Source organism: Kribbella sp. NPDC051718 (assembly GCF_040681515.1).
Taxonomy (GTDB): Bacteria; Actinomycetota; Actinomycetes; order Propionibacteriales; family Kribbellaceae; genus Kribbella.
Genome location: NZ_JBFAYZ010000007.1, coordinates 181,225 through 200,395 on the forward strand (window position 1 = coordinate 181,225; position 19,171 = coordinate 200,395).

Sequence of the window (19,171 nt, forward strand, 5' to 3'; positions counted from 1 at the left end):
CGAGCAATCACCCCGGCGGCGGCGCGGCGGGTGGATCAGCCGGTGAAGGCGGTCATTCTGATCGAGACGAGCAGGCCGGGGAGATCGACGCCGAGTTTGGCCACGTAGCGGGTCGGTGGGTCGGTGGGGAACCACCGCGCGTACTCCTCGTTCAGGACGGCGAAGTCGGCGGGGTCGGTGAGCAGTACGCCGACCTCGGTGACGTCGTCCAGGCCGGCGCCGCCGGCTTGGAGAATGGCCTCACAGTTCGCCAGGGCCTGTCTCGTCTGGGCTTGGATGGCCGGTTCGACCAGACTTCCGGTACTCGGGTCGATGCCGACGATGCCCGAGACGAAGATGTGTGGTCCGGCCTTGACCCCTTGACTGTAGAGCGGCGAACTCGGTGCGTTCGGGGTCGTGATGATCTGGCGTGGCATGAAGCTCCTCCTGAGCTACCGGAACCGCGTCGACGCTCTCGTCGACGCTTGGACGGGCTGGTGCTGTGACGGGACCTGCGCGCGGTCCACCGGGCGGCTGACGTCGTTGGCGTGCAACAGGTCGCCTGATCTCAGCAACCGGTGGACCTCCTCGGGGCGGTCCAGCGGTAACTGCCCACCATGCCATCCAAGCAGCCGGACGGCACTCAGCCGGTGGACCGCGGTCGTGGATTCACCGAGGACGGCGGCCGCCTCCGTCACAGTGATGCGGGGCGGCGACTCCACCCACGCGAGCACATCCGCCAACCGGACGGGTCTGGTGGACAGTCGTCCTTCAGCAGCGTTCTGGCGCGAGAGAACACCGTCGTCGAGCATGCCCCGCACGACTGCGACAGTCACCTCCAGGACCGCGGACGCCTGTTTGAGGTCGATCAACGGATCCTCGGCGAGCAGCGGCTCGCCGAGTAGGTCCTCGAGCCGGGTTCGCTCCATTGCCGACAAGCCGATGATCACGTACCACCTTCTGACGCCATCGCGCACACAGGCCACGACTCTGCTCGCCACCTCGGGCCCGGCGCCAGGGTCTTTGGTCCCTAGCTGGTCAGCGGAGCAGGGTGAGGGCCTCGCGGGCGATCTGCCATTCCTCGTTGGTGGGGACGACCAGTACTGCGACCGCGCTGCCGTCAGTGGACACGAGGCCAGGGGTGGCCGAGTTGTTGCGTTCGGGGTCTAGCTGGATGCCGAGGCGGTCGAGGCCTGCCAGGGATGCGGCGCGGACCTCGGCGGAGTGCTGGCCTACTCCGGCGGTGAAGACGATCGCGTCGACCGTGCCCAGGACGGCGTAGTAGGCGCCGATGTACTTCCTGATGCGGCGGCAGTAGATGTCGAAGGCCAGTTGGGCGTGGGGGTCGCCGGTGGAGCGGCGTTCGGTGAGTTCGCGGAAGTCGTTGTCGCCTGCAATGCCTTTGAGCCCGGATTCGTGGTTCAGGGCGTGGTCGATCTTGTCCGGCGTCCAGCCGAGTTCGTGCGTCAGGTACGCCAGGATCGCCGGGTCGACGTCGCCGGACCGGGTGCCCATCACCAGGCCTTCGAGTGGGGTCATCCCCATCGAGGTGTCGACCGAGACGCCACCGCGCAGGGCCGCCGCCGAGCAGCCGTTCCCAAGGTGGAGGACGATCAGGTTCAGATCGGTGAGGTCGCGCCCGAGTAGCCGGGCCGCCTCGCCGGAGACGAAGGCATACGAGGTCCCGTGGAAACCGTACCGGCGGATGCCGTGGTCATCGCGCCACTCCAGCGGCACCGCGTAGGTATAGGCCTCAGGTGGAAGCGTCTGATGGAAGGCCGTGTCGAACACCGCGACCTGCGGATGATCCGGGAAGAGCCGCCGGGCCACCCGGATCCCCTCGAGGTTGGCCGGATTGTGCAGCGGAGCCAGCGGCACCAGCTCGGTGACCGCGGCAACCAGTTCGTCGTCGATCAGCACCGGGTCGGCGAACCGCGAACCCCCGTGCACGACACGGTGGCCGATGGCAACGATCTCGACATCGTCGAAGGACGGCCCGTACTCCGCGAACGCATCGATCACCGCCCGCATCGCCTCCTCGTGGGAGGCGATCTCCAGCGTCGCACTCGTCTCGCCGGACGGGCCGCGGTGCACATGGCGACCTTCCGGCTCACCGATGCGTTCGACCAGGCCCGAGGCCACCGCCGCTCCGGAGGCGCCGTCGATCAGGCTGTACTTGAGTGAGGACGACCCCGCGTTGATCACCAGCACGTGGTCGCTCATAGCTGGTACGCCTGAACAGCCGTGATCGCCACGGTGTTGATGATGTCGCGCACCGTCGCTCCCCGGGACAAATCGTTCACCGGCTTCCGCAACCCCTGCAACACCGGCCCGACAGCGACCGCGTTCGCCGAACGCTGCACTGCCTTATAGGTGTTGTTGCCCGTATTGAGGTCGGGGAAGATGAACACCGTCGCCCGCCCGGCCACCTCCGAGTCCGGCAGCTTCGTCCTGGCCACCGCACTGTCGATCGCCGCGTCGTACTGGATCGGCCCTTCCACCAGCAACGAAGGCGCCCGCTCGCGGACCAACTCGGTTGCCTTCGACACCTTCTCCACATCGGTCCCACTGCCCGACGTACCAGTCGAATAGGACAGCATCGCCACCCGCGGCTCGACACCGAATGCAGCAGCCGTCGCGGCCGACGAGATGGCGATGTCCGCCAACTGCTCCGCCGTCGGATCGGGGTTGACCGCGCAGTCGCCGTACACCAGCACCTGGTTCTCCAGGCACATGAAGAACACCGACGAAACCACCGACACCCCGGGCAGTGTCTTGACGACCTCGAGCGCCGGCCGGATCGTGTGCGCCGTGGTGTGGACCGAGCCCGACACCATCCCGTCCGCCAGTCCGAGCTGCACCATCATGGTGCCGAAGTACGAGACGTCCTTGACCAGCTCACGCGCCTTGTCGAGGTCGACGCCGCGATGCTGCCGCAGCCGGTGATACTCCTGCGCGAACCGCTCCCCCAGCTCATCGTGCTCGGGATCGATCACCCGCGCCGCCGCGACGTCCACACCCAACGCCGCGGCCCGAGCGCTGATCACGACGGGATCGCCGAGCAGGGTCAGCTGCGCCACCCCACGGCGCAGTACGACGTCCGCCGCCCGCAGGATCCGCTCCTCCTCGCCCTCGGGCAACACAATGTGCTTGCGGTGGGCAACCGCTTCGTCGATCAGCTGATGCTCGAACATCAGCGGCGTCACCGCACCACTGCGCGCCACCGCCAGCCGGTCCAGCAACACCGAGCCGTCGACATGCTGGTCGAACAGAGCCAGCGCCAGGTCCACCTTGCGTGGCGAGTTCTTGGTGAGCCTTCCCCGTACGGCGGTCAGCGCGGTCGACGCCGCATGAGTGCCGAGGCTGGTCTCGATCAGCGGCATCGTGCTCCCGATGCCCTCCAGCAGCCGCAGGATCTGCTCCGGCAGCGCGAACCCGCCGTTGAGGAAGATCGCCGACACCTGCGGGAAGTTCTGCGACGCGTGCGCCATCAAGACGCCGACCACCACCTCGGGACGGTCCGCCGCGGTGATCACGGCAGCACCCTCGAACAACCGGTCGAGCACGTTCGGCATCGTCATCCCCGCCACGACCAGGCCACTCGCCTCCCGGGACAGCAACTCGGAGTCACCGCTGAGCAACGTCCCGTCAACGGCGCTCATCAGGTCCGCGACAGCCGGCGCACCGAGGAACGCCTCCTCCGGGATCGCGTACGCCGGTACGCCGGTACCGGCCAGCGCAGCAACCGCCGACGTCAACTCGTCCTTGCCGACCCGATTGGCGATCACCGCGAACAACGAACCGTGGTTGGCCGCCAGCTCGGCGGCAGCCAGATCCGCCAGCGTGCTCAGATCCGCCGTACTCCGGCCCGCACCGTTCAGCACGAGCAGGACGGGCGCTCCCAGGTTGGCCGCGATCCTCGCGTTGTAGGCGAACTCGGTCGGCGTCCCCACATCGGTGTAGTCGCTCCCGACGATGACCACCGGATCACCCCGGTCGGCCACGTCGCGGTACCGCTGCACGATCAGGTCCAGCGCGGCATCGGGATCCTTGTGCACCTCGTCGTAGGTCACACCCACGCACTCGTCGTACGACAACGACACCGCATCATGCGAGACGAGCAGGTCAAGGACGTAGTCGCGCCCGCCGTACTGCGCGCTGTCCGGCCGGACGATCGGGCGGAACACCGACACCCGCTCGACCCGCCGGGACAGCTGCTGCAACACCCCGAGAGCCACCGTCGACTTCCCGGTGTACCCCTCGACCGATGCGACGTACACGCTGCTTCCCATACCGGAACCCTATGCGTTGCCCCCGCCGGATCAGGTCGGGACGTCGGTCCCGGATTTTCAGGGCCAATGGCACTGAACCACGAGCACTGTCGGCGGGTTCGATGGGTTGCAGCGGTAACCACGGGCCGGACGGAGCGGGCGATGAGCGAGACGAGCCGGGAAACCGGCCGTGGGGACCTACTTCGGGGGATGCTGCCGGTTGCGCTCGACGGCGTAGACGGCGGCCTCGGTGCGGCGTTCCATGTCGAGCTTGCGGAGCAGTCCGGAGACATAGTTCCTCACCGTCTTCTCGGCCAGGAACATGTCCTGGGCGATCTGCCGGTTGGTCTTGCCTTCGGCGATCAGCTCGAGGATCTTCCGCTCCTGCTCGGTCAGCGACTTGTACCGCGGGTCCTCGTCCTCCGCGGCCGGATGACGCAGCCGCTCGAGCACCGCGGTCGTCATCGCCGGGTCGAGCAGCGACTCTCCCGCCGCCAGCCGGCGGATGGCGCCGACCAGGTCGGTTCCGCTCACCTGCTTGAGCAGATAGCCGGCCGCACCCTCGAGCTGGTACAGATCCACGGCCGGCCCGCGGGCGAGATTCTCGACCTGGCCGCTGCTGCCCGGCTGGTCGTGATCGGCGCCCGCGGCCTCGGCGGCTGCACCGGCCTGGCGCTGGGCTCCGTCAGCCGGACAGTCCTTCACCACGCGACCTGCCCGGTCGCCGTGATCCCCGCCGGGATCTGATCCAGCGGCCCGTACGGTGGGTAGTGACAGCGATCCTCGGGGCAGGAGGCCGGCAGATGGCTCATGGGAAGAGCGACAAGGCGCAGCGGATGCCGAAGAAGATCTACGAGCGGGAGCTGCTGCGGTTGCAGGCCGAGCTGGTCAAGTTGCAGGAGTGGGTCCGGGTCGAGGGCGCACGGGTGGTGGTGATCTTCGAGGGACGCGACGCGGCCGGCAAGGGCAGCACGATCAAGCGGGTCTCGGAGTACCTGAATCCGCGCGTCGCGCGGATCGCGGCGCTGCCGGCCCCGACCGAGCGGGAACGCACTGAGTGGTACTTCCAGCGCTACATCGAGCACCTGCCCGCGGCCGGGGAGCTGCTCCTGTTCGATCGCAGCTGGTACAACCGGGCCGGCGTCGAACGCGTGATGGGTTTCTGCACCAACGCGGAGTACACCCGCTTCCTGCACCAGACCCCGATCTTCGAGCGGCTCCTGGTCGAGGACGGCATCCTGTTGCGCAAGTACTGGTTCTCCGTCAGCGACAACGAGCAAGAAAACCGCTTCCGCAGCCGCCTCGAGGACCCAATGCGCCGCTGGAAGCTGTCCCCGATGGATCTGGAGTCGATCTCCCGCTGGGAGGACTACTCCCGCGCCAAGGACGAGATGTTCGTCCACACCGACGTACCGGAGGCGCCGTGGTACGTCGTGGAGAGCGAGGACAAGCGGTCAGCCCGGATCAACATGATCGCCCACCTGCTCTCCACCATCCCGTACTACGAGGTGCAACGCCCGCCACTCGAGTTGCCTCCACGCCCACCCTCCAAGGGATACCAGCGGACTCCGCGGGAGATGCAGACCCCCGTTCCGGACCACGCCTCGACCCTGCACGGACACTGACCGCCGGTACCGCTCAGCTCGCCGAGGACTCCTCGAGGACCGGCCCGGTCGCCCACCAAGAGGTGATCGGCTCGACCTCGACCGCGAGATCGACAGTCAGGTGGTCGATGTCACGCACCTCGCGATACACCATCGCCCGGTCGGTGAACAGTGAGCCCCAGCAGCGCTTGACCGCCGCCAGCAGGGCCTGCTCACCCTGCACGCCGAAGAAGATCTCGCGCGGTCCGGTCAGGAACTCGTCGAGCTGGTCGTCCGCGATGACTGCTCCCACCACCAGTTCGGTGCTGGTACGTCCGAGCCGGTGGTACGCGCTGACGATCGCCTCGGCGAGATCGGCCGGCAGTTCTGCGTCGAAGTACGCAGTACGGATGAAGGCGCCCACGGCAACCAGATCGGCACCTTCGCGGAGCCGCCGGAGCTGGGTCGCGATGAGCGGCCGGAGCCGGGCCGCCTGGAGGAACTCGCGGTAGGCGGCGGCCGTGGTCACGAATCCCGCTGGCCGGCGCAGCTGACGACGTACTGGTTCTCGGTCATGACGCGTTCTCCTCTGGATCTCACGGCGATCGGGCCGTTGGTTGCCGTCGATCCCATTCGAGGACAGCCGGGGTCCGCTGATCAGAGCCGAAGGTCCTCGATCGTCCGGGCACCTCCCGGGACCGATCCATCGGCCCACCGTTCTCAGGACCTTTGGCTCTGCTGAGGCCGCTCTGACCGGCGTTGGCTGGACCTACGCCGATAGAACGTAGGAGGTTCCCGATGTCCAGCAAGGTTCTGGTGGCCTACGCCAGCAAGATGGGGGCGACGGCCGGGATCGCCGAGGCGATCGGCACGGTACTGCGCGAGCACGGTCACCCGGTCGACGTCCGCGACGCGGGCGACGTCGGCTCGGTCACGCCGTACGACGCCGTCGTCCTCGGCAGCGCGATCTACCTCCGGCGATGGCGCCCGGCGGCCGTCCGGTTCCTGCGCCGGTACGCCGACGAGCTCGGCGACCGCCCCGTCTGGCTGTTCCACAGCGGCCCGGTCGGCCCCGACCGTGAGCAGACCCAGGAGATGCCGGCCGGCGTCCACCGCCTCGCCCGCCGGATCGGCGCGGCCCCTGCCACCACCTTCGCGGGCGCCATCCTTCCCGCCACCGCAAAGGGGTTCATCGCCCGTCACCTCGCCACCGGCAACCTCGCTGGCGACTCCCGCGACTGGCAACAGATCACCAGCTGGGCCGAAGGCATCGCCGAGGCGATCGGCGCCGAGATCCGCGACCACGGCCACCAGGTCGACGTTTGCGAGATCGGGCAGGTCAGCACGATCGGCTGGTACGACGCAGTCGTCCTCGGTAGCGCCGTCCATGCCCACCGCTGGCGCCCGGAAGCCGTCACCTTCCTCCGCCACCGCACCAACGACCTGCGCAACCGCCAGGTCTGGCTCTTCCACAGCGGCCCCGTCGGCCCGGCCAGCGACCAACTCCAGCCGATGCCGAGGAAGGTCCAGCGACTGGCCCGCCGCATCGGCGCGACCCCGGCGATGACCTTCGCCGGCAAACTGACCCAGGAAACCGCCGACGGCTTCCTCGCCACCCGGCTGGCCCGCACCCAGCTCGCCGGCGACTTCCGCGACTGGCCCCTGATCACCGCCTGGGCCAAGGACGTCGCCGCCGCCATCACCTCCATCGAAGTCAGCTCCTGGCACCGCCCGGAAAGCCACGAACCATCTCGATGACAACCCAGCGGCCGCCGGCCTACGTGGGCCGGGCGATGGCCTGCAGCTGAGGTAGCAGTAGTGCGGCCTGCTTGGCCCGGGCGGAGATGCCGAACACCTCGCGTGCCAGCAGGATGAGTGAGATCGGGAACATCACGATCGCCACCAGCATCACGAAGATGGCGGCGAGACCGTCCAGGGCCGAGTCGTTGCTGCGGGCATCGCCGCTGCTCGGTGAGGAGAAGTTCAAGCTGTCCCGCTTGCCCGTCTCGAGCAGGCACCGCATCTTCAGCTTGTACGGGCGTACCGTCGCCTTGCTCCCGTCGGCGAACCGGAGCCTGAGGCGGCTGCGGATGAAGATGCCTCGGGACACCCCCGTCACCGGAGGCAGCTGACGCCATGGACGGTCGGGGCGCTCGAGGACCGAGACGCGGTCTTCTTCAGCAGCACCATCGTCACGCCCGGGGGCAGCGGAGCCTCGCACGCGGCGCGGACTTCTTCGAAGGTGTGCTGCGGCAATGGGTCGACCTGCTTCTTCGCCACGATGTCCCCCTCCAGAGGCCATGACCGATCCGTTCCTGGAAGGCTAGCGTCTGTCCGCAGGCGATCTGGTTACATCGCCGGTCTGGCTCGCCGACCGATTGTCCAGCGCCAGCCTGGTTGCCGGACGGCCTTGCGGTAGCCGGGGCTTCGATCAGGAGGGTCGACGGGAGCGAGTCGCGGCAAGGTCAGCAGCGCGTCTTCCGTTTCGTCGTCCGGGTTGCTTCGGATGTACCGCTGCGAGTTCAGGTTGACGACGCGGATCCGTGGTCCGCGACTCCCGTCCCGCTCGCTGACGTAAGCGATACCGGCACTCTGGTCCAGCCACCGGATGACGTCCTCGATCGAGCTGTCTTCCGACCCTCCGTGAGGGCCTGACCACTCAACGCGAGCGATCCCGCGCAGGTCGTCACGGTCCTGCCACATAGCGACCGCAGTCACCGTGACGGCCGGGTAACTCGCAAGGCTCACGTGCGCTCTCCTGGTATATCAACCCCCGCATCGTGACACTCTCCCCCGCCGGACCGGAAGAGCCAGACCACCTAGTGGACTCGCAGTCAGTGCTGGGGAAAGCAGGCGGCGACGGCCAGCGCGTCGACGAAGTCGTTCATCTCGTGGCCGGAATGGCCCTTCACCCACTGGAAGGCGACGTCGCCGCGCTTGGTCACCAGATCCACCAGGGGTTCCCACAGATCGCGGTTGGCGACCGGCTTCTTGGCCGAGGTGAGCCAGCCTCGGTCGAGCCAACCGGTGTGCCAGCCGTCGCGGAAACAGTTGACGACATAGGTCGAATCCGAGACGACCAGCAGTGGACCGTCGTTCACCCGCACGGCCTCGAGGGCCGCACGGATCTCCATCCGCTGGTTCGTGGAGTCAGCCTCGTGACCGGAGGCATACTCGGTCTTCGACAACGCCCAGGCCCAGCCGCCAGGCCCGGGGTTCCGCGAGCAGGCACCATCGGTGAACACCGACCGCGCGCCTACGGGGACCGCCATATCGGCCGGACGAGGACGACGAGCGCGAGAAATCACAGCGAGACCCTACGCTGACGAACCGGTCAGCTCCCCGGCTGGGCGGCCCTTGGCGTAGCTGGGCAGGGCTGAGAGGACGCTGAGTGGGGGTTGTGGCCGGGAGCGTGGTCTGAGGGGTGTTCGTCGGTACGGTCTTGGTGTGGCCAGAGTCCTTGTCTGTGAAGACGATTCGGCGTTGCGTGGCGTTTTGCGGCGGGCGTTGGAAGGCGACGGGCACGCGGTCGTCGCCACCTCGGATGGTGCTGGCCTGCTGGGGCAGTTGGTACCGGTTCCGCAGGTGGTGATTCTGGATCTTGGGCTACCTGATGCGGATGGGCGGGATGTCTGTCTGGCGCTGCGGGCGCGCGGGGTGGATGCGCCGGTGCTGATGCTGACGGCGCTGGGCGGGATGCATCACAAGGTGAGTGGGTTCGAGGCGGGGGCGGACGATTACCTTACGAAGCCTTTCGACGTACCCGAGTTGCTCGTGCGGATTCGCGCGTTGCTGCGGCGGACCACGACGGCGGTGACCGCGGACGAGGTAATGCTCGATCCGGCCAGTCACGAGGTACGCCGAGGCGCCGCCGGTGAAGCCTTGACCCCGACCGAGTTCCGCCTGCTCGGCCGGCTGATCTCCGTCCCCGGCGAGGTCGTCCGCCGCCACTCACTGATCGCCGCCGGCTGGCCGCACGGCGCCTCGGTCAGTGAGAACACCCTCGACTCCTACCTCCGGCGCCTGCGCGTGAAGCTCGAGCGGCTCGGCCTCGCCGATCGGGTCGCCACCGTGCGCGGCGTCGGCTACCGATGGGGATGAGCGGGTTCCGCGGGCGGATCGTCTCGCTCGCGGTGCTGACCGCGACGCTCGTCGTCGCCGTCCTGGTCGTCCTGAGCCACGTGCTGCTCTCCCGAGCGACCGACGCGGACACCCGCACGCTTGCCCGCACCCGAGCCGAAGCGGTCGCCAGTACTGTCCAGGTCCACAACGGGACGGTGCGACTCGTCGAGGGCACCGGCGACGCGTTCGACACCGTCGCCTGGGTCTACGCCGACGGCCGCCTCATCGACGGAGCCCCACCGTCCACCGCGACCGTCGGCCAGCTCGGCCGCGAGGGCCGCGAGCGGTTCCTCAACACCGGCCGCCATCTCCTGTACGCCGTACCGCTCCCAGTACCCGCCCACGCGGTAACCGTAGTAGTCACCCTCGACCTGGCGCCGTACGAGAACTCCGAACAACGCAGCCTCACCATGTCGCTCATCCTCGGCGCCCTCGCCATCCTGCTAGCCGGCTTCGTCGCCTACCTCGGCGTCAACCGTGCCATGCGCGTCGTCCACCAGATGTCCACGCTCGCCGACGAATGGGGCGACCACGACCCGGGCCGCCGCTTCGGCCTCGGACCCGCTCGCGACGAGTTCGGCGAACTGGCCCAGACCTTCGACCGCCTCCTCGACCGGGTTTCGGCCACCATCGCCGACGAACGCCGGCTGACCGATGAGATCGCGCACGAGCTGCGGACGCCGATCACCGTACTGCGCGGCGACGCCCAGCTGGCCGAGTTCGCCGGGACACGGGTCGACCCGCAGCTCGTCCTCACCGAGACCGACCGGCTCAGCAACGCGGTCTCCACGATCCTCGACGCGGCCAGGTCTCGTACTCGCACAGAGGCGTCCTGCCGGCTGTCGGTCGCGCTACGACAGGTCGCCGGCGGGCGCGAGGTACAGGTCGACGCACCCGCTGATCTCGAGGTCGCCGTGCCCGCCGACGTGGTGGCTGCTGTCCTGAGACCCCTGCTGGACAACGCCGCGCGTCATGCGCGGACAGCCGTATCCCTGTGCGCGCAGGCGGTCGGCGACAGCGTCCTGGTCCAGGTGATCGACGACGGACCGGGCTTCCGGCCGGACGAACTCGATCGCGTCTTCGCACCCGGCCACAGCGGCACCGACGGGCACGGACTCGGGCTCGCGGTGGTACGCCGGATCGCGACCGCGACCGGCCTCGACGTCCGCGCGGTTGCCGACGGCCACGGACATGTCGAAATCCGGTTCCCCCGAGCCTGACCAGAAAGCAGTCAGGTTGTGTGCAGGTGCTTCCGGCAAGGGTGGGCCGCATGACAACCGATACCGCGTCCCGGCCGGCCGTCCCCCGGGTACTGCTCAACAAGGTCCCCGAAGTCACCATCTGGTTCTGGCTGATCAAGATTCTCTGCACCACCGTCGGCGAGAGCTTCGCCGACTGGATCAACATGCAACTCGGCGTCGGCCTGATCGCCACCGCAGTCATCTTCACCGTGGTGTTCGCCGCGGCCCTGGGCTGGCAGCTGAGCACCTCCCGCTATCGTCCGGCCGCCTACTGGCTCACAGTCGTGGTCGTCAGCGTCACCGGCACGCTCTACACAGACATCCTCACCGACCAGCTCGGCGTACCGCTGTGGCTCAGTACCTCCGTCTTCACCGTCGCCCTGGTGGCCGTGTTCGGCATCTGGTGGGCCCGCGAACGCACCCTGTCCATCCACAGCATCGTCAGCCTGCCCCGCGAGCTGTTCTACTGGCTCGCCGTCCTGGTCACCTTTGCCCTCGGCACCGCAGCCGGCGACTGGACCCTGGAGCTGACTGGCTGGAGCCCGGGTGTCTCGGTACTTCTCCCGCTAGCCCTCATCGCGATCATCGTCACTTGCTGGCGACTGGGCGCGAACCCCGTACTGGCCTTCTGGCTCGCCTACATCCTGACCCGGCCGCTCGGCGCGAACCTGGGCGACTGGCTCGCCTCCCCCAAGGTGCCCGACCAGGGTCTGGGACTCGGCACCCTGGTCACCAGCCTCATCTTCCTCGGTGCGATTTTGGCGACGGTCGTCTACCTCACCTTCACCAAGTCCGACGTCATCGAGGGACACCAGCACAGCCAGCGAACGGCCAAGTACCACCAGCCGCGCCGCGAATGGCCGCTGGTCGCAGTGATGGCAGCCGCCACCATCGCCGCCGGCATCCTGCTCAACTGGGCCTCCGCCCAACCACACGCCAACGCAGCCGCCGAAAACGAAGGCCCGAACCCAGCAGCCAAAAACCTTCACCTGACCCCGCAACAGGCGACCGCCCACTTCCCCGCCACCGACATCGCCCAGTTCCGCACCTTGGTCCAGGGCATGAACACCGACGACCAGCCCGCCCTCAACACCGCCGTCAACAACTACGAAAAGGCCTGGGACGACGCCCAGAACAAACTCCAGCCCCTCGACCCCAAGGCCTGGGACTACATCGACAGCCAGAACGACGCCCTCTTCACCTCAGTCCGCACCACCAAAGACCCAACAGCCGAAAAGCAAGCAGTCACAGCCCTCCTGAAAACCCTCGGCTAGCGCCCGAAGCCGTCATGGCAGCAGGTTCAATCGGTGGGCGAGGGCCGAGCCGAAGCGCCGGTCCGGGTCGAGGCGGTCGCGGGTTCGCTGCCAGGTCTTCAGCCTGGGGTACATGTCGGGGATGAGCGCTGGGTCCACAGTCGAGTCCTTGGCGAGGTAGACCCGGCCGCCGGCCTCGGCGACCATCGCGTCGATCGAGCGGAGTGTTCTGCCGTCGCCCAGCCAGCGGGCCGGCAGGTCGGCGGCCAGGGTCCAGCCGTGCAAGGGGAAGGACAGTGGTCCGGCGGTACCGAAGCCGAGGTTCTTCAGCGTGGTGAGAGCGGGCGACATCCGGCTGCCGACCAGGAAGGCCAGCACTCGGCGCAGTACTGCCGTCGCCTCGCTGGGGATGGCGAACTGGTACTGGACCATCCCTCGGCGCCCGAAGGCCGCAGGCCACGCATCAGCACGATCCAATGGACACAGGGCCGACAGCAATGGAAGCAGTCGATCTCGAGGCCCGCCTAGGTGCCACCGGGCCATCGACGCGGCGGCGATCGTGGGTGCCAGGACCACACCCGGCCCCGGCAGCGAACGAACCGGCCGCCTTCTGGTGGACCGTCGCGGATCAGGGTCTGGCGGCACACCCTTGGGTAGGTCGCCCAGCTGGGCGGGGTGCGACTCGTCGATCACTCCCCGGCCGAGTCTCGTCCCGGGAGCGTGGGTGTCCAGCCAGGCCACCACGTGGAGGTTGGGGTCGGTCTCCTGCCTGACGGCCAGCTCACGGAGTACTGCGATCGTGTCATCCAGCGAGCGAGTACGCCGACGGCGCTGCTTGGCCCAGCCGGTCTCCGCCGGCTGCAACTGGATGGCCGCCTTCAGGATCACGCCAGTGAGGCCCATCCCGCCGAGCGTGGCCCAGAACCCATCTGGGTCGTGGCCTGCCGACAGTTCGGTGACCGAGCCCTCGGCGTCGAGCAACGACAACCACAGCACGTGCTGCCCGAACGAGCCGGCGCCAGGGTGGTTCTTGCCGTGGACGTCGCTGGCCAGGGCGCCACCGACGGTGATCCTGGCCGATCCGGGCAGAACGGGGAGGGTCCATCCCAGCGGAAGTACCTGGTTGAGGAGATCGCCCAGGACCACGCCGGCCTCGAGCACGATCACCCCGTTGAGGTGGTTGAACGACAGCACCCGGTTGCGGGCGGTCAGGTCGAGCACGATCCCCTGCTCGGGCAGCGCCGCGTCGCCGTAGCTGCAGCCGGCACCGCGGACCGTCACCTGGCCGGCCGAACCGATCGCGTCGACCAGTTCCTCGTCGGTCGTGGGCCTGCGGACGATGGTCCGCCGGTTGGCCGACCGTCCCCATCCGCTCAACGAGATGCTCGTGTCGTCGTCGGTCATGCCGTGGGCCGGGAGTGTTGCCGGAGCAACTCGACTCCGACCGGGACGAGCGAGACGATCACGATGACGGCGATGATCGGCAACAGGTACTTGTCGATGCCCGGGATCTGCGAGCCGAGTAGATGGCCGGCCAGCACCAGGCCGAGCGTCCAGACGACACCACCGGCGACCTGCCAGCGGGTGAAGGCCTTGGCATCGATCCGCAATGCACCGGCCAGCGGGTTCATCACCGTGCGAACACCCGGGATGAAACGGGCTAGCACGACGGCCCGGCCCACGCCGTACGACTCCAGGTGCTCTCTGGCCCGCTCAGCCGCACGCTTGAGCCGTGGCCGCTCGACGATCGCAGGGCCGAACTTGCGGCCGATCAGGTAGCCGACCTGGGCTCCGATCACCGCACCGAGTGGGGCAAACACGAGAGTCAGCGGCAGGTTCAGATGAATGCCGGTCGTGGTCAGCAGACCGGCGGTGAAGAGCAGTGAGTCGCCGGGGAGGAAGAAGCCGACCAGCAGGCCGGTCTCGGCGAACATCACCAGCAGTACCGCCCACGGGCCAAGCTGGGAGAGCAGGCTGTGCGGGTCGAGCAGGTTCATCATGCTCTCGACGGTAGGTAGCCGGCGCTGAGAGCCGGCTGAGTGACGGTGTAGAGCGCCACATGCTGGTCGATCACGGTTGGCCAGGTCATCGTCGGGTCGGTCGATCTGTTGTGGGCTTGGAGTTTCCGGAGTCGGGGAAGGTCGGTCAGCAAGTCGGCCGCGACCGCTGCCATCTCCTGGTGACTGCCAACCAGGTAGCCCTCCCGGCCCTCCCGTACGAACTCGCCGACCCCTCCGGAGGCCATGGCGATAACTGGCAGCCCCGCGCACCGGGCTTCCAGGGCCGCGACCCCGAACGACTCGAGTTCCGCCGGAGCCAGGTAGACATCCGCGGAGGTGTAGAGCTGCTGGATCTCGAAACGGGTCAACCGGCCCGGCAGTTCGACCCACTCGGGGCCGAGACGTCGCGCGGATCTGGCGGTCGCCGCGGCTCGCGGACCTGCGCCGATCAGTACCGCCCGCAACGGGATCTCGGCCGGGATGCTGTTGCGGACGGCCCGCAGAACGTGGAGCAGGGCGCCCGGACGCTTGCGCCGCGTCAGGCGCATCGTGCTGACGATCGTCAACGGGCGATGAGCTTGTTGCGGGAGGCGCCAACCCTGCGGGTCGATGCCATTGTGCAGCACCTCGGCCGGCGCAACCCGCTGCAGCCGTTCGGTGACCACCTTGCTCACGCCTGTCCATTGCGCGTGCGGGCTGACTCTCGCCCGCAGCCGCGGCAGGAGGACATCGCCGTTGGCGGGCAACGAATGGAGGGTGATGACCGCGGGCACTCCGCAGTCCGCGGCGATCCGGGTCGCGGTCCAGGCGAGTGGGGAGAAGAACGAGGTGTGGGCGTGAACCACGTCGTACTCCCCGGACCCGAGAGCAAGCCGGAGGGCCTCGACGGAGGTGGGGACGCCGGCCACGACGGGCAGGCGTAGTACGGGCACGTCGGTGGCTGGGGAGTCGGACGGGGTGGTCGTGAAGACGGTGACGGCGTGGCCTGCCCGCTGGAGCTGGATCGCGAGATCATGCACGTGCATCTCGATCCCGCCCAGCCGTGGCAGATAGACATCGCTGACGAGGGCGATCCTCACGCCGCCACCGCCTGCTTGCGGTTCGCCAGCAACCAGACTGCCAGCGTCACTCCCCCGACCGGAATCTCCAGCAGATAGGTGAAGCTGCGGAACAGCACCATCCCCGCGGTGACAGCAGCGGGGTCACCGCCCAAGGCGACCAGGGCCGCGGTCGTTCCCACCTCGACCACCCCGGCGCCACCGGGGGTGATCGGGATGAGGGTCAGCAGCCGCTCGACTGCCAGCCCGGTGACCAGCACGGCCGGACTGAGTGAGGTGCCCAGCAGTTGGAAGCACAGCCAGAGCAGGGCGAGCTGCAGCGCGAGATAGCAGACCATCCCACCTGTCATCGGTCGCCACCCGCCACGGAACACTCGTCGGACCGACATCCGCAGAGCAGGAAGGCACCGCTCGAGCTTGGTACGCCCCCTCGTCAGGCGGTCGAGCCCACGGCCTGCGGTGGTCGCGGCGCCCTCGCTGCCCAGGAACCAGACGACCGCGGCGAGGGCGGCCAGTACCGGAATCAGTAGCAGGCCGGTACGTCCGATAGGCAACGCGGTCGCCGTACCAGCGAAAGGGCTGAGCGCAAGAGCTACGGCGACGACACCTAGCTTGGCCACGACGTTGATCAGCGTCGTGACGGCGAGGAAGCCACCGAAAGCCGCGGAGCTGAATCCCCACCGCCGCGTCATCGCGAAGTTCAGTCCGGTGCCGGCCGCACCACCCAGCGGCAGGACGTTGGCGACCGCACTGCCGGTCAGGCTGAGGGTTAGCCCCCTGCGTTTGGTGAGGCCGGGCAAGGAGGCGGCAAGGACGAACGAGTGCGACCACAGCCCCGCGATCCACACCACCGACAGCAAGACGAGCGCTGGCAGCGACAGCTGACCGAGCAGGCTTCCAACGGTCGCCCAGTCGGTACCGACTGCCCGTGGCAGCAACGCGACCAGCGCGATGGTCACGGCGCCGGTCAGCACCGAGGTGATCGCCCGCCGGGCCTTGCCAGTCGTCTTCATCCGCCACCCTGTCCGACGCTTCGAGCTGCTCTCCGCTCATCGTGGAAGCAGGTCGCTGAGAGGTCGCTGAGAACGGTTCGGGCCGCTGGCAACGACGTGTCATGGTGGTTGGGTGGCCTACACCTTGGTGTCCTTCCACGCCCATCCCGACGACGAGGCGCTGCTGATGGGCGGCACTCTCGCGCGGGCCGCTGCCGAGGGGCACCGGGTGGTGCTCGCGGTGGCGACGGACGGCGAAGCGGGCGCCGCGTCTTCGGAGTACCGGGCGGACCTGGCGGCCCATCGGCGCGATGAGCTCGACCGTTCGGCCGAGGCGCTCGGTTGCGCGCGGGTGGTGCGCTTCGGCTTCCGCGACTCAGGCTGGTCCCGCACGGCATCCCCGGCGCCCGGGACCTTCAGCGCGCTGTCGTCGGCTGAGGCTGCCGCGCCGCTGGCCGAGCTATTGATCGAGGAGCAGGCCGATGCGCTCACGATCTACGATCCGGCGGGCGGCTATGGCCATCCCGACCATAAGCAGGTCCACACCGCCGGCCTGTATGCCGCCCGTGCGGCCGCCACTCCTTTGGTGCTAGAGGCAACGATCGACCGCACGCTGATCCGCCGGCTGATCCGGTTGGTCGAGGCGGTACCGGGCGTGCTCCCGGACGTTCGGGCCGCCGACTTCGCCACGGCGTACACGGCCCGCGAGCACCTCACCCATCGCATCGACGTCCGCGCCTACGCCGACGCGAAGCGCCGGTCCTTCGAGGCGCATGCGAGTCAGGCGACCTCCGACGACGACGCCCGCACCCTGGCGCTGCTGCTCAAACTTCCGCCGTGGCTGTTCCGCCTGGCCCTCGGCCACGAGTGGTTCGTCGATCACAGCCGCTCCCCCGGCCGCCTGGCCGACGATCTCTTCGCGTCCCTCAGACGGCGCTGACCAGCCCGGCGCGGAAGGCGAGGATCACCAGCTGCACCCGGTCGCGAGCATCGAGTTTCGTCAACAGGTGCGCGACGTGCGTCTTCGCCGTACCGGGCTCGATGTGCAGCCGCCGGGCGATCTCCGCGTTCGACATTCCCTCGGCGACCAGGAGCAGTACCTCCCGCTCCCGCTCGGTGACGGCCGACAGGCGGAGGGTCGGTCGCGGTGCTTGTGGCAAGGTCGCGAACTCGTCGATCAGCCGCCGTGTGATCGATGGCCCGAGCAGTGCATCGCCAGCCGCGATCACCCGGATCGCGGCGAGTAGTTCGGCCGGCGGTGTGTCCTTCAGGAGGAACCCGCTCGCACCGCCCCGCAGGGCGGCGTACACGTACTCGTCCAGGTCGAAGGTGGTGAGCACCAGCACCCGGGCCGCCGACGATGCGGTGATCAGGCGAGTCGCCTCCAGCCCATCCATCCCGGGCATCCGGATGTCCATCAGGATCACGTCGGGCAGCGTGGTCGGGATCAGCTCGACAGCTGCGGCTCCGGTAGCAGCTTCACCGACCACCTGCAGGTCGGGCGCGGTACCGACGATGCCTTTGAGTCCGGCGCGCACGAGCGCCTGGTCTTCGGCGATGAGCACCCGAACCGTCATACCGGCCGCCTCAACGGCAGCCGGGCCGACACCTCGAATCCGCGATCGGGCAATGGCCCGGCTCGCAGCGATCCGCCGTACAGAGCGACTCGTTCGCGGATTCCGACCAGCCCGTGCCCGTTGCCCAAGACGCCGTCCGGACAACCCACCCCTCGGTCGACGACCGTGACCGCAAGCTCGGCCTGCCGGTAGTCGACGAGCGCCTCGGCCGTCCCAGTCGCGGCGTGCTTGACCACGTTCGTCAGCGCCTCCTGGACGATCCGGTATGCCGACAACTCCACTCCCGCGGGCAGGTCGACCGGTTGACCCTTCACGGTCAATCGCACCTCCACCCCGGCCCGGCCGGTGTGCTCGATCAGCTGATCCAGCTGGTCGAGTCCGGGCGCTGGGCCGAGGGCCGCTCCGTCGTGTTCTGACCGCAGTACGCCGAGCAGCTGCCGCAACTCGGCCAGCGTCTGCCGTCCGGTGAGCTCGATCGCCGCCAACGCCGCACGGGCCTCGGCGGGCTGCTCGTCGATCACCAGATGGCCGTAGCCCGCCTGGACGGTGATCACACTCATGCTGTGGGCAACGATGTCGTGCAACTCCCGCGCGATCCGCATCCGCTCCTGCTGAAGTACCAACTCCTGGCTGTGCCTGCGCTGCTGCGCTACCACGTGACCGATGACCCAGGCCGCCGCGAACATCATCGCGAACGGCACGACCGCACCCGGCTTCCCAGGCAACGCCGTAACCACCGCTCCCAGCTCAGCCACTACGAGAACTGCCACGCTGCTAAGCCGTCCAAAGCCTCCCGCAACCCGGAACAGCGCGAAGCACAGCGGGATGACAGCGACGAAGCCGAGCGACGTCTCAATCGGCATCAGCACGAGCGGCACCCACGCGCTCACGAACGCCCACAGCGGGTGCCGCCTCGTGAGCACGATCGCCACAGCGACAAGAGCCGTTCCGAGTAGTGCCAGCACCGGATGAGGGCTCTTGTGCGTGAACAGCACCCACGCAGCACCGCCGTACGCCGCCGCAAGGCCACTCTCCACGGCCAGCACCTGTCCCGGCCCGAGCCGCGTCACCAGTGGCGCCCGATTGTCCATAGTC

Annotated in this window: 23 protein-coding genes; 7 read left to right on the top strand and 16 right to left on the bottom strand. The window is 68.4% G+C overall.

Annotated features, from left to right (window positions below):
• Positions 1-35: 35 nt before the first annotated feature.
• From AB0M15_RS26255 to AB0M15_RS26275, 5 genes are all read right to left on the bottom strand, one after another.
• Positions 36-416, bottom strand: coding sequence for a Rid family hydrolase (locus tag AB0M15_RS26255; RefSeq protein WP_363824089.1), 381 nt, complete (start codon positions 414-416; stop codon positions 36-38).
• A 15-nt stretch (positions 417-431) separates the two neighbouring features.
• On the bottom strand, positions 432-929 hold the full coding sequence (locus AB0M15_RS26260) for a hypothetical protein (RefSeq protein ID WP_363824090.1): 498 nt from the start codon (positions 927-929) through the stop codon (positions 432-434).
• Between the two features lie 88 nt (positions 930-1,017).
• The gene (locus tag AB0M15_RS26265; protein ID WP_363824091.1) at positions 1,018-2,202 is read right to left on the bottom strand and encodes an acetate kinase; all 1,185 of its coding nucleotides are present in this window, start codon (positions 2,200-2,202) and stop codon (positions 1,018-1,020) included.
• Entirely contained in the window at positions 2,199-4,271 is a 2,073-nt protein-coding gene (gene pta, locus AB0M15_RS26270) for a phosphate acetyltransferase (RefSeq protein ID WP_363824092.1), read from the bottom strand. The genes AB0M15_RS26265 and pta overlap by 4 nt, the downstream gene beginning before the upstream one ends.
• Before the next feature lie 177 nt (positions 4,272-4,448).
• Positions 4,449-4,715, bottom strand: coding sequence for a response regulator transcription factor (locus AB0M15_RS26275; protein ID WP_363824093.1), 267 nt, complete (start codon positions 4,713-4,715; stop codon positions 4,449-4,451).
• On the opposite strand from AB0M15_RS26275, the gene AB0M15_RS26280 reads away from it, so the two are divergent.
• Both AB0M15_RS26280 and ppk2 read left to right on the top strand, forming a co-directional pair.
• Positions 4,683-4,997, top strand: a complete 315-nt coding sequence (locus tag AB0M15_RS26280; RefSeq protein ID WP_363824094.1) for a universal stress protein — start codon at positions 4,683-4,685, stop codon at positions 4,995-4,997. The genes AB0M15_RS26275 and AB0M15_RS26280 overlap by 33 nt on opposite strands.
• A gap of 56 nt (positions 4,998-5,053) precedes the next feature.
• On the top strand, positions 5,054-5,875 hold the full coding sequence (ppk2, locus tag AB0M15_RS26285; protein ID WP_363824095.1) for a polyphosphate kinase 2: 822 nt from the start codon (positions 5,054-5,056) through the stop codon (positions 5,873-5,875).
• Between the two features lie 13 nt (positions 5,876-5,888).
• On the opposite strand, the gene AB0M15_RS26290 is transcribed toward ppk2, so the two are convergent.
• Entirely contained in the window at positions 5,889-6,548 is a 660-nt protein-coding gene (locus AB0M15_RS26290; RefSeq protein WP_363824096.1) for a PEP/pyruvate-binding domain-containing protein, read from the bottom strand.
• 83 nt (positions 6,549-6,631) lie between these two features.
• Here AB0M15_RS26290 and AB0M15_RS26295 point away from each other — a divergent pair, with 83 nt between their 5' ends.
• Positions 6,632-7,591, top strand: coding sequence for a flavodoxin domain-containing protein (locus tag AB0M15_RS26295; protein WP_363824097.1), 960 nt, complete (start codon positions 6,632-6,634; stop codon positions 7,589-7,591).
• A gap of 19 nt (positions 7,592-7,610) precedes the next feature.
• Here the strand turns inward: AB0M15_RS26295 and AB0M15_RS26300 are convergent, their stop codons facing one another.
• From AB0M15_RS26300 to AB0M15_RS26315, 4 genes are all read right to left on the bottom strand, one after another.
• The gene (locus AB0M15_RS26300; RefSeq protein WP_363824098.1) at positions 7,611-7,943 is read right to left on the bottom strand and encodes a hypothetical protein; all 333 of its coding nucleotides are present in this window, start codon (positions 7,941-7,943) and stop codon (positions 7,611-7,613) included.
• Between the two features lie 5 nt (positions 7,944-7,948).
• Complete coding sequence (locus AB0M15_RS26305; protein WP_363824099.1) at positions 7,949-8,113, bottom strand: hypothetical protein; 165 nt, start codon at positions 8,111-8,113, stop codon at positions 7,949-7,951.
• Positions 8,114-8,182: 69 nt separating this feature from the next.
• Positions 8,183-8,581, bottom strand: coding sequence for a DUF3892 domain-containing protein (locus tag AB0M15_RS26310; RefSeq protein WP_363824100.1), 399 nt, complete (start codon positions 8,579-8,581; stop codon positions 8,183-8,185).
• Positions 8,582-8,667: 86 nt separating this feature from the next.
• Positions 8,668-9,078 carry a ribonuclease H gene (locus tag AB0M15_RS26315; protein ID WP_363824101.1) on the bottom strand — a complete coding sequence of 137 codons (411 nt, stop codon included), beginning with the start codon at positions 9,076-9,078 and terminating at the stop codon, positions 8,668-8,670.
• Positions 9,079-9,280: 202 nt separating this feature from the next.
• Here AB0M15_RS26315 and AB0M15_RS26320 point away from each other — a divergent pair, with 202 nt between their 5' ends.
• Genes AB0M15_RS26320 through AB0M15_RS26330 form a run of 3 tightly spaced genes read left to right on the top strand, consistent with a single transcriptional unit; the run spans position 9,281 to position 12,470 of the window.
• On the top strand, positions 9,281-9,934 hold the full coding sequence (locus AB0M15_RS26320) for a response regulator transcription factor (RefSeq protein ID WP_363824102.1): 654 nt from the start codon (positions 9,281-9,283) through the stop codon (positions 9,932-9,934).
• A complete protein-coding gene (locus AB0M15_RS26325) occupies positions 9,931-11,175 on the top strand; it encodes a HAMP domain-containing sensor histidine kinase (RefSeq protein ID WP_363824103.1) in 1,245 nt (414 codons plus the stop codon). The genes AB0M15_RS26320 and AB0M15_RS26325 overlap by 4 nt, the downstream gene beginning before the upstream one ends.
• 50 nt (positions 11,176-11,225) lie before the next feature.
• The gene (locus AB0M15_RS26330; protein ID WP_363824104.1) at positions 11,226-12,470 is read left to right on the top strand and encodes a hypothetical protein; all 1,245 of its coding nucleotides are present in this window, start codon (positions 11,226-11,228) and stop codon (positions 12,468-12,470) included.
• Positions 12,471-12,482: 12 nt separating this feature from the next.
• Here the strand turns inward: AB0M15_RS26330 and AB0M15_RS26335 are convergent, their stop codons facing one another.
• Genes AB0M15_RS26335 through AB0M15_RS26350 form a run of 4 tightly spaced genes read right to left on the bottom strand, consistent with a single transcriptional unit; the run spans position 12,483 to position 16,520 of the window.
• Complete coding sequence (locus AB0M15_RS26335; RefSeq protein WP_363824105.1) at positions 12,483-13,853, bottom strand: FAD-binding oxidoreductase; 1,371 nt, start codon at positions 13,851-13,853, stop codon at positions 12,483-12,485.
• Positions 13,850-14,449, bottom strand: a complete 600-nt coding sequence (locus tag AB0M15_RS26340) for a DedA family protein (RefSeq protein ID WP_363824106.1) — start codon at positions 14,447-14,449, stop codon at positions 13,850-13,852. Before AB0M15_RS26340 ends, AB0M15_RS26335 begins: the two co-directional genes overlap by 4 nt.
• Positions 14,446-15,528 (bottom strand): glycosyltransferase family 4 protein, encoded by a 1,083-nt coding sequence (locus AB0M15_RS26345; protein ID WP_363824107.1) that lies wholly within the window; start codon positions 15,526-15,528, stop codon positions 14,446-14,448. Before AB0M15_RS26345 ends, AB0M15_RS26340 begins: the two co-directional genes overlap by 4 nt.
• The gene (locus AB0M15_RS26350; RefSeq protein WP_363824108.1) at positions 15,525-16,520 is read right to left on the bottom strand and encodes a YbhN family protein; all 996 of its coding nucleotides are present in this window, start codon (positions 16,518-16,520) and stop codon (positions 15,525-15,527) included. Before AB0M15_RS26350 ends, AB0M15_RS26345 begins: the two co-directional genes overlap by 4 nt.
• A gap of 112 nt (positions 16,521-16,632) precedes the next feature.
• Here AB0M15_RS26350 and AB0M15_RS26355 point away from each other — a divergent pair, with 112 nt between their 5' ends.
• Positions 16,633-17,439, top strand: a complete 807-nt coding sequence (locus AB0M15_RS26355) for a PIG-L family deacetylase (RefSeq protein ID WP_363824109.1) — start codon at positions 16,633-16,635, stop codon at positions 17,437-17,439.
• On the opposite strand, the gene AB0M15_RS26360 is transcribed toward AB0M15_RS26355, so the two are convergent.
• Together AB0M15_RS26360 and AB0M15_RS26365 are read right to left on the bottom strand one after the other, a co-directional pair.
• Complete coding sequence (locus AB0M15_RS26360; RefSeq protein ID WP_363824110.1) at positions 17,426-18,076, bottom strand: response regulator transcription factor; 651 nt, start codon at positions 18,074-18,076, stop codon at positions 17,426-17,428. The genes AB0M15_RS26355 and AB0M15_RS26360 overlap by 14 nt on opposite strands.
• Entirely contained in the window at positions 18,073-19,167 is a 1,095-nt protein-coding gene (locus AB0M15_RS26365; protein ID WP_363824111.1) for a sensor histidine kinase, read from the bottom strand. The genes AB0M15_RS26360 and AB0M15_RS26365 overlap by 4 nt, the downstream gene beginning before the upstream one ends.
• Between the last annotated feature and the right edge of the window lie 4 nt (positions 19,168-19,171).

Coding starts and splice junctions, on each gene's coding strand:
- ppk2 (WP_363824095.1), top strand. CDS start 5,054: ATGGCTCATGGGAAGAGCGACAAGGCGCAGCGGATGCCGAAGAAGATC.
- pta (WP_363824092.1), bottom strand. CDS start 4,271: ATGGGAAGCAGCGTGTACGTCGCATCGGTCGAGGGGTACACCGGGAAG.
- AB0M15_RS26325 (WP_363824103.1), top strand. CDS start 9,931: ATGAGCGGGTTCCGCGGGCGGATCGTCTCGCTCGCGGTGCTGACCGCG.
- AB0M15_RS26350 (WP_363824108.1), bottom strand. CDS start 16,520: ATGAAGACGACTGGCAAGGCCCGGCGGGCGATCACCTCGGTGCTGACC.
- AB0M15_RS26365 (WP_363824111.1), bottom strand. CDS start 19,167: ATGGACAATCGGGCGCCACTGGTGACGCGGCTCGGGCCGGGACAGGTG.
- AB0M15_RS26360 (WP_363824110.1), bottom strand. CDS start 18,076: ATGACGGTTCGGGTGCTCATCGCCGAAGACCAGGCGCTCGTGCGCGCC.
- AB0M15_RS26275 (WP_363824093.1), bottom strand. CDS start 4,715: ATGACGACCGCGGTGCTCGAGCGGCTGCGTCATCCGGCCGCGGAGGAC.
- AB0M15_RS26280 (WP_363824094.1), top strand. CDS start 4,683: ATGACGCAGCCGCTCGAGCACCGCGGTCGTCATCGCCGGGTCGAGCAG.
- AB0M15_RS26265 (WP_363824091.1), bottom strand. CDS start 2,202: ATGAGCGACCACGTGCTGGTGATCAACGCGGGGTCGTCCTCACTCAAG.
- AB0M15_RS26295 (WP_363824097.1), top strand. CDS start 6,632: ATGTCCAGCAAGGTTCTGGTGGCCTACGCCAGCAAGATGGGGGCGACG.
- AB0M15_RS26340 (WP_363824106.1), bottom strand. CDS start 14,449: ATGATGAACCTGCTCGACCCGCACAGCCTGCTCTCCCAGCTTGGCCCG.
- AB0M15_RS26335 (WP_363824105.1), bottom strand. CDS start 13,853: ATGACCGACGACGACACGAGCATCTCGTTGAGCGGATGGGGACGGTCG.
- AB0M15_RS26255 (WP_363824089.1), bottom strand. CDS start 416: ATGCCACGCCAGATCATCACGACCCCGAACGCACCGAGTTCGCCGCTC.
- AB0M15_RS26330 (WP_363824104.1), top strand. CDS start 11,226: ATGACAACCGATACCGCGTCCCGGCCGGCCGTCCCCCGGGTACTGCTC.